The sequence below is a fragment of the Stenotrophomonas veracruzanensis genome, assembly GCF_032911525.1.
Lineage (GTDB): Bacteria > Pseudomonadota > Gammaproteobacteria > Xanthomonadales > Xanthomonadaceae > Stenotrophomonas > Stenotrophomonas africana.
The window spans coordinates 41,130-53,895 of the sequence record NZ_JAWJTI010000012.1 but is presented as its reverse complement, the minus strand read 5'-3'; the positions used below and the strand labels follow the sequence as shown (position 1 = coordinate 53,895).

The window sequence follows — 12,766 nt, the reverse complement described above, 5'->3', positions numbered from 1 at the left end:
CAGCAGCCGAGCATGGGCTCGGCTCTACATGTACCTCAGCGCAGTTTCGCCAGCGCCTGGCCCAGCTGCACCGGGCTTTCGGCGCCCAGCTGCGGTGCGAACTCGGCCACGCCCGGCGGCAGCAGCACGATCACGGTGGAACCGTAGTTGAAGCGCGCCATCTCGGCGAAGCGCTCCAGCTTGATGCCCTGGCCGCGGTAATCCTTGCGGGTGATGCGGTCGCCATAGTGCGGAATTTCTTCGCCGCTCCATACGGTTTCCACACCGGACACCAGCAGCGCACCGACCATCACGCTGACCATCGGCCCGAAGCTGGTGTCGAAGTGGCAGACCAGGCGCTCGTTGCGGGCGAACAGGCGCGGCACCCCGTTGACGGCCGCAGGACCAACGCTGAACAGGCGGCCCGGCACATGCACGGTCTCGCGCAGTGTGCCGGTCCACGGCATGTGCACGCGGTGGTAGTCGCGCGGGGACAGGTACACGGTGGCGTACAGGCCGTCGTTGTAGGGCTTGGCGTCCTCGTCACTGCCGAGCAGTTCGGCGGCGGTGAACGACTGGCCCTTGGCCTGGAAGATGCGGCCGGCCTCGATCTTCCCCAGCTGGCTGATGCGGCCGTCGGCCGGCATCACCAGGCTGCGCGGATCGGCATCGGCCACGCGCGCGCCCGGCTTCAGCGCACGGGTGAAGAACTGGTTGAAGGTCGCATAGCTGCGCGGGTCCGGGTTGGCCGCTTCGTCCAGGTTGACGTTGAACTTGCGGGTGACCGTGTCGATCAGCCAGCGCGACACGCGCGGATCGTCCGAGTACGCCAGCGAGCGCGCCATCGAGGACAGCAGGCGATGGGGCAGGGCGTACGTCAGGGCGGTGGTGAGGCTCATGGGGCGGTTTTCTCGGTCAGCTTCTGCAGGTCGCGGGCAATGGCCGGCGCGTTGAACGGGGGGCGTACCAGGCCGGCAAGACGGCCCTGCGGGTCGAGCACGGCCAGGCTGGCCGAGTGCTCGACGGTGTAATCCTCGGGATTCTCGTCGAAGTGCTTGCCCGGCACCTTCTGGAACACGAAGCCCAGCGAGGTGGCGAAGCGTTCCAGCGAGGGCACATCGGCGGTGGCGGCCAGGGTGTCCTTGTGGAAGCCGTGCACGTACTCGCCCAGCCGCGTGGCGCTGTCCCGTTCGGGGTCGACCGAGATGAACAGCACCCGCGGGCGCAGCGTGTCAGGCAGGGCTTCCCACTGGTTCTGCGCGCCGGCCAGCTCGGCCAGGGTGGTCGGGCAGACGTCGGGGCAGAAGGTGAAGCCCAGGAACACCAGGGTCCAGTGGCCCTTCAGCTCGCCCGGGATCAGGCGGGTGCCGTCGGACTGTGCCAGGTTGAAGTCGGGCAGCGCACGCGGCTGGGGGTACAACGTGATTGCTTCGGTGGCCGGGGCGTTGGCCGGGGGCTTGGGCGCGAATGCCTGCTGGGCGGCCAGCAGGCCGAGCCCCGCCGCCAGGGCGATCAGCAGGATGATGCCGGCGTTGCGATTGAACATGGGGGCTCCCGCGCGAAATGGGCTCCATCATACCGGCTGCGGCCCGATCGTTTCCGCCGCAACGGATGCCGCCACGGGCGCCAGCCCCTATAATCGGGGGCCACTTTGCCCGCAGTACCGCCATGACCGCTGAAACGGCCGCCGAACTCCACACGATCATCGATCTGATCCGCTACGGCACCAGCCGTTTCAACGAAGCCGGACTGACCTTTGGGCACAGCTACGACAACGCGCTGGATGAGGCCACCCAGCTGGTGCTGCACAGCCTGCACCTGCCGCACGATCTCGGCCCGGCCTATGGCCAGGCGCGCCTGCTGCAGGCAGAGAAGCTGCGCGTGCTCGAGCTGTTCCAGCGTCGCATCGATGAACGCATCCCGGCCGCCTACCTGACCGGTGAGGCCTGGTTCGCCGGCCTGAGCTTCAAGAGCGACAAGCGCGCCCTGGTGCCGCGCTCGCCGATCGCCGAACTGATCGAATGCGGCTTCGAGCCGTGGCTGGCCGGCCGCGATGTCAGCCGTGCGCTGGACCTGTGCACCGGTTCGGGCTGCATCGCCATCGCCATGGGCCACTACTACCCGAACTGGGAAGTGGACGGTGTCGACCTCAGTGACGACGCGCTGTCGCTGGCCGAGGAAAACAAGGAGCGCCTGCAGGCGCACAACGTCACGCTGCTCAAGTCGGACCTGTTCAGCGGCCTGACCGGCCGCCACTACGATCTGATCGTCACCAACCCGCCGTACGTCACCAACGACGAGACCGATGCCCTGCCGCGGGAATACTCCTACGAGCCGGAGATGGGCCTGCGTGCCGGCGACGACGGCCTGGACCTGGTGCTGAAGATCCTGCGCGACGCCCCGCTGCACCTGAGCGAAGACGGTCTGCTGATCTGCGAAGTGGGCGAATCCGAGCAGCACCTGATCAAGCTGCTGCCGGAAGTCGACTTCGCCTGGATCGAGTTCAAGGTCGGCCAGATGGGCATCTTCGCGGTCGAATGCCGCGAGCTGATCGCCCACAGCGCACGCATCACCGAACTGGCGGCGCAGCGCCCGTGAGCTCCAATTCGTTCGGCAAGCTGTTCACCGTCACCACGTTCGGCGAGTCGCACGGGCCGGCCATCGGCTGCGTGATCGATGGCTGCCCCCCGGGGCTGGCACTGGACGCGGCCGAATTCGCCCACGACCTGCAGCGCCGCGCGACCGGCAAGAGCCGGCACACCTCCGCGCGGCGCGAGGACGATGAGGTCGAGATCCTGTCCGGCGTGTACGAGGGCCTGACCACCGGCACGCCGATCGCCCTGCTGATCCGCAACACCGACCAGCGCAGCAAGGACTACGCCAACATCGGCCAGCAGTTCCGGCCGGGTCATGCCGACTACAGCTACTGGCACAAGTACGGCATCCGCGACCCGCGTGGTGGCGGCCGTTCCTCGGCCCGCGAAACCACCATGCGCGTGGCCGCCGGCGTGGTCGCCAAGAAGTGGTTGGCCGAGCGCTTCGGCGTCACCGTGCGTGGCTACCTGTCGCAGCTGGGCGACATCACTCCGGCCGGTTTCGACTGGTCGGCGGTGGAAGACAACCCGTTCTTCTGGCCGCACGCCGCACAGGTGCCGGAGCTGGAGGCGTACATGGATGCGCTGCGCAAGTCCGGTGATTCGGTCGGTGCGCGCGTGGACGTGGTGGCCGACAACGTGCCGCCGGGCTGGGGCGAGCCGATCTACGGCAAGCTCGACGGTGACCTGGCCGCCGCGCTGATGAGCATCAATGCGGTGAAGGGCGTGGAGATCGGTGACGGTTTCGCCAGCGCTGCGCAGAAGGGCACCGAACATCGCGACCTGCTGACCCCGCAGGGCTTCGCCAGCAACCATGCGGGTGGCATCCTCGGTGGCATTTCCACCGGCCAGCCCGTGGTCGCGTCAATCGCGTTGAAGCCGACCTCCAGCCTGCGTCTGCCGGGTCCGTCGCTGGACACGGCCGGCAACGTGGTCGAGGTGGTCACCACCGGGCGCCATGATCCCTGCGTTGGCATCCGTGCCACTCCGATCGCCGAGGCGATGGTGGCGATGGTGCTGATGGACCAGGCACTGCGCCATCGCGCGCAGTGCGGCGATGTCGGCACGATCACCCCGCGCATTCCCGGGCAGATCGATGGCTGACACGCGGCCGACCGTGTGGGTGAGCCAGCCGCTGATCGACGCGGCCATCGCGCCGCTGCGCGATCGCGTGCAGCTGCGCAGCACCGACACCGTCACCGCCTGGTCACCCGACCAGATCGCCGAACAGCTGGCCCGCGCCGACGGCGCGATCATCACCCTAAACGAGCGCATCGGCGCGGCCCAGGTGGCCGATGCCACGCAGCTGCAGGTGATCGCCAATGTCGGTGTCGGCTACAACAACCTGGATGTCGACGCGCTCAGCGCGGCCGGCATCCTGGCCAGCAACACGCCGGACGTCCTGACCGAAACCACCGCCGATCTCGGCTTCGCGCTGCTGATGGCCACCGCGCGCCGCATCACTGAATCCGAGCGCTGGCTGCGCGAAGGCCAGTGGCAGCAGTGGTCGTTCCAGACCATGCTCGGTGCCGACATCCACGGCAGCACGCTGGGCATCCTCGGCATGGGCCGCATCGGCCAGGGCATCGCCCGCCGCGGCGCGCATGGTTTTGGCATGAAGGTGCTGTATCACAACCGCTCGCGGCTGCCCGCCGCGACCGAGGCGGAGGTGGGGGCCCGTTACGTAGACCTGGACACGCTGCTGGCGCAGTCCGATCACCTGCTGCTGGTGCTGCCGTATACCGCGGCCTCGCACCACCTGATCGATGCCGCCGCGCTGGCGAAGATGAAGCCGTCGGCGACGCTGGTGAACATCGCCCGTGGTGGCCTGGTTGATGAGATCGCGCTGGCCGATGCGCTGGCCAAGGGTCGCCTTGCTGCAGCGGGTCTGGATGTGTACGAAGGCGAGCCGAAGGTGCGCCCCGAACTGCTGGCACTGCGCAACGTCGTGCTCACTCCGCATATCGGCAGCGCCTCCCTGGCCACGCGCACGGCGATGGTACAGCTGGCCGTGGATAATCTGGTTGCCGGGCTCGGCTTGGATGGCGGCCCGTCGTGCATGCCGAGCGCGATCAACGCTGACGCGGCGATGGCCGCGCGCGTGACGCTGGGCAAAAAAACCGGGAAACGATAGGGAACCTCCGCGCGCCCCGCTTGAGGAGGTTCCCCGAACCCAGCTGTCGTGCGTGTTTTTTTCCCCATTCCCGTTTTTCGTGAGAGTTTCCCCCATGAGCAATGCACAGCGCAGTTTCCACGTCGCCGTCGTCGGTGCCACCGGTGCGGTCGGCGAGACCATGTTGTCGATCCTGGCCGAGCGTGATTTCCCGGTCGGTACCCTGAGCGTTCTCGCTTCCGAGCGTTCGGCCGGCGGCGAGATCGAGTTCAACGGCCAGAAGGTCACGGTCCAGGACCTGGCCACCTTCGATCCGACCGGTGTCGAGATCGCCCTGTTCTCGGCTGGCGGCAGCGTGTCCAAGGAATACGCACCGAAGTTCGCCGCAGCGGGCGCGGTGGTGATCGACAACTCCTCGGCCTTCCGTTACGACGATGACGTGCCGCTGGTGGTGTCCGAGGTCAATCCGGAGCAGGTCGCCAACCGTCCGCGCGGCATCATCGCCAACCCGAACTGCTCGACCATGCAGATGCTGGTGGCGTTGGCGCCGCTGCACCGCAAGTACGGCATCGAGCGCATCAACGTCTCCACCTACCAGTCGGTGTCCGGCGGCGGCCGTTCGGCTACCGAGGAACTGGGCAAGCAGACCGGCCAGCTGCTGAGCTTCCAGGAAATCGATCCGCAGCGCTTCCCGGTGCAGATCGCCTTCAACCTGATCCCGCACATCGACGACTTCCAGGACAACGGCTTCACCAAGGAAGAGATGAAGCTGATCTGGGAAACCCGCAAGATCCTCGGCGACGACAGCATCCTGGTGAACCCGACCGCGGTGCGTGTGCCGGTGTTCTACGGCCACTCCGAGTCGGTGGCGATCGAGACCCGTGACAAGGTCACCGTCGCCGAAGCGCGCGCGCTGCTGGAGCAGTCGCCGGGCATCGAAGTGGTGGACCGTCACGAAGCCGGTGGTTACCCGACCCCGGTCACCCATGCCTCGGGCACCGACGCGGTGTACGTCGGCCGCATCCGCGAGGACCTGTCGCATCCGCGCGGCTTGAACCTGTGGATCGTGTCGGACAATGTGCGCAAGGGCGCGGCGTTGAATGCCGTGCAGCTGGCCGAACTGGTCGCCGCCGAACAGCGCTGATGGAGAGGCCGGGCAATGCCCGGCCTTTTCTGTAGAGCCGAGCCCACGCTCGGCTCAGGCCATGCAGCCGAGCATGGGCTCGGCTCTACATGGGTGCGGACCCCGGTCCGCACGCTTTATAGTGTCGCCCATGAATAAACGGGCCAAGGGCGCAAAGCGCCCGCTCAGCTATCTGTCCGCCGCCCTGCTCGCCTTGGCCAGCAGTTCGGCGCTCGCCCTGGGGTTGGGCGACATCCGTGTCCTGTCCAAGCCGGGCCAGCCCCTGCTGGCCGAAATCCCGGTGGTCTCGGCGGACCCGTCCGAGCTGGAAAACCTGCGCGTGGCGCTGGCCTCACCGGTCACCTTCGAACGTGTCGGCCTGCAGCGGCCCACCGGACTGGTCAGTGAGCTGCAGTTCGAACTGACCCGCGACACGCAGGGCAGGGCGGTGGTGCGCGTCACCTCGCAGGCGCCGGTGGAGACGCCGTCACTGAGCTTCCTGATCGAAGCCGACTGGGGCCAGGGCCGCCTGGTGCGCGAGTACTCGGCGTTGGTCGATGCGCCGCCCAGTGCGTTGGCCGTGGCCGAGCCGGAGATCGTCGCACCGGCCGGCACGCTCTCCAATACCATCATGCGCGAACCTGCACCGGCTTCGGCAACGGCGCCGGCAGCAGCGACGCCCACTACGCCGCCCCCTGCGGTGGCGCCAGCACCGGCACGCCCGCGTGCGGCCTCCGCGCCGGTTGCTGCACCGGCGGCCGATGGCAGCATCACCGTGCGGCGCGGGCAGACCCTGTCGCAGATCGCCAGTGCGGTGGCACGTGGCAACCAGGTCAGTCGCGACCGCGCGATGATCGCCCTGCTGCGTGCCAATCCCGAAGCCTTCATCCGTGGCAACGTCAACCTGCTCAAGCAGGGGGCGGTGCTGCGCATGCCGGGCAGCGACGCGCTTGCTGCGGTCGACGCTGCCGAAGCGGCGACGCTCGTGCGCGAGCACGCCGCGCAATGGCGGCAGGCGCGTACCGTGCCGCAACCCGCGGGTGCCGTCGCCCCGGTCGCCAAGGCGGCAGCCACGAACGCTTCTTCCCCGGCTGCGGCCAATGGGGCACGACTTGAAATCGCTCCGGCGCTGGCGTCCGACGCCGTGCACGCGGGCACAACCACCGGCACCGCTGCCGGCAGCGAGGGTGACATGCTGGGCAACGAACAACTGCGCCAGGCGCGTGAGGACATCGCCACCCGCGATGCCGAGATCGGCGAGCTGAAGCAGCGCGTGGCCGACCTGGAAAAACTCAAGGAGCAGCAGCAGTCGCTGATCGCGATGAAGGACAACGACCTGGCCGCCGCGCAGCAGCGCCTGGCGCAGGCGCCGGATGCCCGGGATGCGGCAACACCGTGGTACTGGCTGGGGCTGCCGGTGCTGCTGCTTGCGGCCGGAGCGGCCTGGCTGCTGCGTCGTCGCAAGCCGTCGCCGCTGCCGCCGCTGCGTGAGGAAGACGATGCCGCCGGCCTGGCCGCTGCGGTGCCGGCGGGCGCGGCGCTGGATACGCTGGCCGAGCAGTCTTCGTGGTCGTCGGCGGTAGCCGATGGTGGCCGCCAGGAACCGGCGATGCCGGCCTGGGCGAGCGAGCCCGAGGCACCGGCCGAAACAGTGGTCGATCCCGAGGTGTCGGCCGACTGGCAGGCCGGTACGCTGCGCGACGACGAGATGGTCGCATTGCCCGAGGCCGTGACCGATCTGCCGCGCTGGGACGAACCCGTAACCACCAGCAGCGCGGGTGTCGTCGAGCCGGTGCACGACGAGCTGGTCGCATCGGAAACCCCGGTCGAAACAGGCGTGCCGGACTATGCGCTGCATGCCGAACAGCAGCCGCAGTTCCGCGGCGTGTTCGATCTGCCGGCCGACGCGCATGAGAACGAGGCTCCGGCGGATGCCGCACGTCCCGAAGCCATCGACGGCATCGACCATGGCAGCGTCGAGGCCTCTCATTCCGACGACATCGCGTCGAGCGCGGTCGCGCCTGCCGGCGACGCGGGCTGGTCGCCACGTGCCGGCCAGGAGCGCCTGGAGCTGGCCATCGCCTATCTTGACCTGGGCGACGCACAGACTGCGCGTACCCTGCTGCTGGAAGTCGCAGAAGACGGCGATCTGCACAGCCAGGCACAGGCGCGCGAACTGCTGGCCCGCCTGCCGTGATCGAACCTGCTGACAAGGACCGTGCCATGAACCGCGAACGCCGCATCGATTACGTTGAGTTCGCGTCCAACGACCCCGCCGCCAGCCGTGCCTTCTTCGAGAAGGTGTTCGGCTGGTCGTTCGTCGACTATGGCAGCGACTACACCGCCTTCGACGATGGCCGCCTGCAGGGCGGCTTCTTCCGTGGCCAGCCGCAGCGGGCCAGCGACAGCGGTGCGCCGCTGCTGGTGCTGTATGCCGACGAGCTGGCACCGGTCGAGGCGGCGGTGCGTGACGCCGGCGGCGAGATCGTGCGCGCGGTGTTCTCCTTCCCCGGCGGCAGCCGCTTCCAGTTCGTCGAGCCCGGTGGCAACGAACTGGCGGTCTGGTCCGAACGCGACCCGGCCTGAGCGCCGCTCCATCCGCAACATCGAGGTAGCACATGCGTTATGCGCTTGGCGTCGAGTACGACGGCAGCGATTTCAGGGGTTGGCAGAACCTGGGCGAGGGTGGTCCCAGCGTGCAGGCCAGCCTCGAGCAGGCCCTGTCGTCGGTGGCCGATGTGCCGCTGCAGGTGGTCTGCGCCGGTCGCACCGATGCCGGTGTGCATGGCCAATGCCAGGTTGTCCATTTCGACACCGACGTGGTGCGCGATCCGCGTGCCTGGATGCTGGGCACCACCACCCGCCTGCCGCGCTCGATCGCGGTGCGCTGGTGCGTGCCGGTGGCCGATGATTTCCATGCCCGCTTCTCGGCGCGTGCGCGCCGTTACCGCTACCGTCTGCTCAACCGCGAAGTGCGGCCGGCGCTGGAGCGGCAGACCCTCAGCTGGGAGCGCCGGGCGCTGGACGAGACCCTGATGCATGCCGCCGGCCAAGCCCTGCTCGGCGAGAACGACTTCAGTGCCTTCCGTTCGGTACAGTGCCAGGCGCTGCACGCCCGGCGTGAACTGCAGTCACTGCAGGTCAGCCGCCAGGGCGAGGTGATCGAGGTTGCTGTGCAGGGCAATGCATTCCTTCATCACATGGTCCGCAATATCGTCGGATCGTTGATCCTGGTGGGCAGCGGCGAAAAGCCGGTGGAATGGATCGCCGAACTGCTGGCCGGGCGTGATCGCACCGTAGCTGGCCCCACCGCACCGCCGCAGGGCCTGGTGTTCCTTGGGCCCCTGTACCCCGACAACTGGCATCTGCCCGCCGAGGTCACGCTATGAGCCGTTCCTACTACCGTACACGCATCAAGTTCTGTGGCATGACCCGTGCCGGCGATGTCCGCCTGGCCGGTGAACTGGGCGTGGACGCGGTGGGTTTCATCTTTGCCCGCGAGAGCAGCCGCCGGGTTGCGCCGGCCGAGGCCCGCGCGATGCGCCAGGCGATCGCGCCGATGGTCGACGTGGTGGCGCTGTTCCGCAACAACAGCAAGGAAGAGGTGCGCGAGGTGCTGCGCACGGTGCGTCCGACCCTGCTGCAGTTCCATGGCGAGGAAGACGAGAGCTTCTGCCGCAGCTTCAACATGCCCTACCTGAAGGCGATTGCCATGGGCGGGCGTGAGGAGGTCAACGCCCGCACCCTGCAGCTGCGCTATCCCAGCGCCGCCGGCTTCCTGTTCGACAGCCACGCACCGGGTGGTGGTGGCGGTACCGGCGTAGCGTTCGACTGGGGCCGCATTCCGACCGGGTTGCACCGGCCGTTCCTGCTGGCCGGTGGCCTGAACCCGGAAAACGTCTATGACGCCGTCCTGGCCACGCTGCCGTGGGGCGTGGACGTCTCCAGCGGCATCGAGCTGGAGCCGGGCATCAAGGACGGGTACAAGATGCGCACCTTCGTCGAGGAAGTGCGCCGGGCGGACTGCGCGGTTCTCGAGTGATTCGCGTCGCTCTTTGTCCTGATCAGCGCCCGGATTTGAGCCTGCACGCATTCTTCACATAGGATGGAGCCAAGCGCGCCTGCCATGAGGGCCGGCGCGGGGATCGACGGGACGCGCTCTGCGCGCCCCGACCGGGCGAGCACCGCCCACAGCCCAGGAAGGCAAAGCGATGCAGGAATTCCTCACCGTCGTGTTCGGTTTCCCGACCCTGCCGTACAGCATCGTGCTGGCGGTGGCGGTGCTGTATTGGGCGCTGGCGGCGTTCGGCCTGGTCGATGACGGGTTCGGCGATGCCGGCGCCGATGGTGCGCTGCATGGCGATCACCACGACCTGCAGGGCCTGTCCGCGCTGCTGGCGCGCTGGAGCCTGGGCGGGGTGCCGCTCATGCTGGTGGTGACGCTGCTGGGCTTCTTCGCCTGGATCGTCACCTATTTCATCCATCTGTTCGTGCTGCTGCCGCTGCCCGACCTGCTGCGCTGGTCGATCGGCGCGGTCGTGGCTGTGCTGGCGCCGTTGCCGGCGGTGCCGGTCACCGCGCTGCTGCTGCGGCCCATCCGCCGGTTCCTGCTGCGCCTGCGGCCGGTGGCGCAGGCCTCGCTGCTCGGGCGGACCGGCGTGGTCGCCTCGCCCAAGGTGGATGCGCGCAGCGGTCACGCCACTTTCGACGACGGTGGTGCCGGGCTGGTGCTGCAGGTGCGCAGCGACATCGAACTGCAGCGTGGCGAGCGCATCGTGCTGGTCGAGCACATGGCCGAACAACACTATTACCGGGTGGTCCGCGCTGATGCGGTCGCCCTCGATTTCCAGGACAACCTGCTTCCGGGCAACAAGGAGAATCACTGATGACATTGGCAACCATGGCCCCCTTCCTGATCGGCGTGGTGGTCCTGCTGGTCGGTCTGCTCGGCCTGGCCGGCCTGTTCAAGGCCTTCTACCGCAAGGTCGACCAGGGTGTGGCCCTGATCGTCAACGACATGAGCTCCACGCCCAAGGTGCATTTCACAGGCGCACTGATCATCCCGGTGCTGTACCGCGCCGAACTGATGCGGATCAGCCTGATCACCCTGCAGATCGACCGCCGCGGCAAGGAAGGCCTGATCTGCCGCGACAACATGCGTGCCGACATCGCCGTGGCCTTCTACCTGCGGGTGAACGAAACCCAGGCCGATGTGCTGCGCGTGGCCAAGGCCATCGGTGCCGACCGCGCGTCGGACAAGCATGCCGTCGATGAGCTGTTCAACGCCAAGTTCTCCGAAGCGCTGAAGACGGTCGGCAAGAAGTTCGACTTCACCGAACTGTTCGAGAAGCGACAGGAGTTCCGCGACGAGATCATCGCGGTGATCGGCAACGATCTCAACGGCTATGTGCTGGAAGACGTGGCGATCGACTACCTGGAACAGACTCCGAAGTCGTTGCTGGACCAGTTCAACATCCTCGACGCGCAGGGTATCCGCAAGATCACCGAGCTGACCGCCGCGCAGAACGTGGTGACCAACGAGCTGGAGCAGAACGAAAAGCTCGCCATCACCAAGAAGAACGTGGAAGCGCGTGAAGCGCTGCTGGCACTGGAACGCCAGCAGGCCGAAGCAGAGGCGCGGCAGAAGCGCGAGATCGAAACCATCCGCGCGCGCGAGGAAGCCGAGACCGCCAAAGTGCAGGAAGAGCAGCGCCAGCTGTCCGAGAATGCCCGTATCGAAGCGCAGCAGCTGATCGAGATCCGCGACCAGAACCGCCTGCGCGAAGTGGAAGTGGCCGAACAGAACCGCCAGCGCGCCGTGGCCATCGAGGCCGAGCGCGTGGAACGTGCGCGCCAGCTGGAGCAGGTCACCACCGACCGCGAAGTGCAGCTGCAGGGCGTGGAGCGCGACAAGGTGGTCGAGCAGGGCAAGATGGACGTGGCCAACATCACCCGCGAACGCATCTCCATCGACAAGACCGTGGCCCAGGAAGAAGAGCGCATCAAGGAAGTGCGTGAAGTTTCCGAGGCCGACCGCCAGAAGCAGGTGCTGATCCTGGAAGCCGAAGCCAAGGCGCAGGAATCGCTGGTGCGCGAAGTGAAGGATGCGCAGGCACGCGAGACCGCCTCCAAGCATCGCGCGGTTGAACTGACCACGCTGGCCCAGGCCGAGCATGAAGCGGCTGGCAAGCAGGCTGAAGCCAAGCGCCTGCTGGCCGACGCCTACCGTGCCGAACAAGCGGCCCCAGGCCTGGCCGAGGCGCAGGTGCGTGAAGCCTCCGCGCTGGCCATCGAGAAGGTCGGCATCGCCGAGGCCCGCGTGATCGAAGCCAAGGCCGAAGCCAGCCTGAAGCAGGGCAGCAACGAAGCCCGCGTGCTGGCCGAGACGCTGCAGGCACAGGCACAGGGCGAGGAAAAGATGGGCCTGGCCCGTGCTACAGCCACCGAATCGCTGGGCAACGCCGAAGCCGGTGTGGTGCAGAAGAAGCTGCTGGCCGAGGCCGAAGGCCTGGTCCGCAAGTTCGAGGCCATCGCTTCGTTGAGCGACCAGGCACGCGGCCACGAAGAGTTCCGCATGATGCTGGACAACAGCCTGAAGCAGGCCTTGGCCTCGATCGAAGCCGGCAAGGAAGTCTCGCGCGAGAACGCCAATGTCATCGCCAGCGCGTTGCGCAATGCCGACATCGATCTGGTCGGCGGCGACGGCGGCATGTTCGAGAACCTGGTCAAGGCCGTCTCGCTGGGCAAGTCGATCGAAGGCTTCGCCGGCAAGAGTCCGATCGTGCAGGAGCTGATGCAGCGCTACCTGGGCGTGGCCGTGGCCGAACCGGCACCGCGCCAGATCGCCGAGGATGCCGAAGCGGTGCCGACCGTGTCGGCCACCGTGGTCGACAGCGCCCGTTGATGCATCGGGCGATGGCCGCTGCGGCCATCGCCCGCCCGCGCCGGCCGCAACCG

Annotated in this window: 12 protein-coding genes; 10 read left to right on the top strand and 2 right to left on the bottom strand. The window is 67.7% G+C overall.

From position 1 onward, the window contains the following. Positions 1 to 35: 35 nt before the first annotated feature. Positions 36 to 878, bottom strand: a complete 843-nt coding sequence (gene asd, locus R1H25_RS10360) for an archaetidylserine decarboxylase (protein WP_049447702.1) — start codon at positions 876 to 878, stop codon at positions 36 to 38. Then, entirely contained in the window at positions 875 to 1,525 is a 651-nt protein-coding gene (locus R1H25_RS10355) for an SCO family protein (protein WP_208043856.1), read from the bottom strand. Before R1H25_RS10355 ends, asd begins: the two co-directional genes overlap by 4 nt. Before the next feature lie 122 nt (positions 1,526 to 1,647). On the opposite strand from R1H25_RS10355, the gene prmB reads away from it, so the two are divergent. From prmB to R1H25_RS10305, 10 genes are all read left to right on the top strand, one after another. Next, positions 1,648 to 2,577: a 50S ribosomal protein L3 N(5)-glutamine methyltransferase gene (gene prmB / locus R1H25_RS10350; protein WP_317223526.1), complete on the top strand. Its 930-nt coding sequence runs from the start codon at positions 1,648 to 1,650 to the stop codon at positions 2,575 to 2,577. Beyond that, on the top strand, positions 2,574 to 3,677 hold the full coding sequence (gene aroC, locus R1H25_RS10345; protein ID WP_317223525.1) for a chorismate synthase: 1,104 nt from the start codon (positions 2,574 to 2,576) through the stop codon (positions 3,675 to 3,677). The genes prmB and aroC overlap by 4 nt, the downstream gene beginning before the upstream one ends. Beyond that, positions 3,670 to 4,707: a D-glycerate dehydrogenase gene (locus tag R1H25_RS10340; protein WP_317223524.1), complete on the top strand. Its 1,038-nt coding sequence runs from the start codon at positions 3,670 to 3,672 to the stop codon at positions 4,705 to 4,707. The genes aroC and R1H25_RS10340 overlap by 8 nt, the downstream gene beginning before the upstream one ends. 94 nt (positions 4,708 to 4,801) lie before the next feature. After that, positions 4,802 to 5,830 (top strand): aspartate-semialdehyde dehydrogenase, encoded by a 1,029-nt coding sequence (locus R1H25_RS10335; RefSeq protein ID WP_049445577.1) that lies wholly within the window; start codon positions 4,802 to 4,804, stop codon positions 5,828 to 5,830. 130 nt (positions 5,831 to 5,960) lie between these two features. Continuing rightward, positions 5,961 to 8,006 (top strand): FimV/HubP family polar landmark protein, encoded by a 2,046-nt coding sequence (locus R1H25_RS10330; RefSeq protein WP_317223523.1) that lies wholly within the window; start codon positions 5,961 to 5,963, stop codon positions 8,004 to 8,006. Between the two features lie 26 nt (positions 8,007 to 8,032). Next, positions 8,033 to 8,395 (top strand): VOC family protein, encoded by a 363-nt coding sequence (locus R1H25_RS10325; RefSeq protein ID WP_049447731.1) that lies wholly within the window; start codon positions 8,033 to 8,035, stop codon positions 8,393 to 8,395. 32 nt (positions 8,396 to 8,427) lie between these two features. Then, positions 8,428 to 9,198, top strand: coding sequence for a tRNA pseudouridine(38-40) synthase TruA (gene truA, locus R1H25_RS10320; protein ID WP_049447697.1), 771 nt, complete (start codon positions 8,428 to 8,430; stop codon positions 9,196 to 9,198). Then, a complete protein-coding gene (locus tag R1H25_RS10315) occupies positions 9,195 to 9,851 on the top strand; it encodes a phosphoribosylanthranilate isomerase (protein WP_049447696.1) in 657 nt (218 codons plus the stop codon). The genes truA and R1H25_RS10315 overlap by 4 nt, the downstream gene beginning before the upstream one ends. Before the next feature lie 169 nt (positions 9,852 to 10,020). After that, entirely contained in the window at positions 10,021 to 10,695 is a 675-nt protein-coding gene (locus R1H25_RS10310) for an OB-fold-containig protein (protein WP_317223522.1), read from the top strand. Beyond that, on the top strand, positions 10,695 to 12,713 hold the full coding sequence (locus R1H25_RS10305) for a hypothetical protein (protein WP_317223521.1): 2,019 nt from the start codon (positions 10,695 to 10,697) through the stop codon (positions 12,711 to 12,713). Before R1H25_RS10310 ends, R1H25_RS10305 begins: the two co-directional genes overlap by 1 nt. Positions 12,714 to 12,766: the final 53 nt, after the last annotated feature.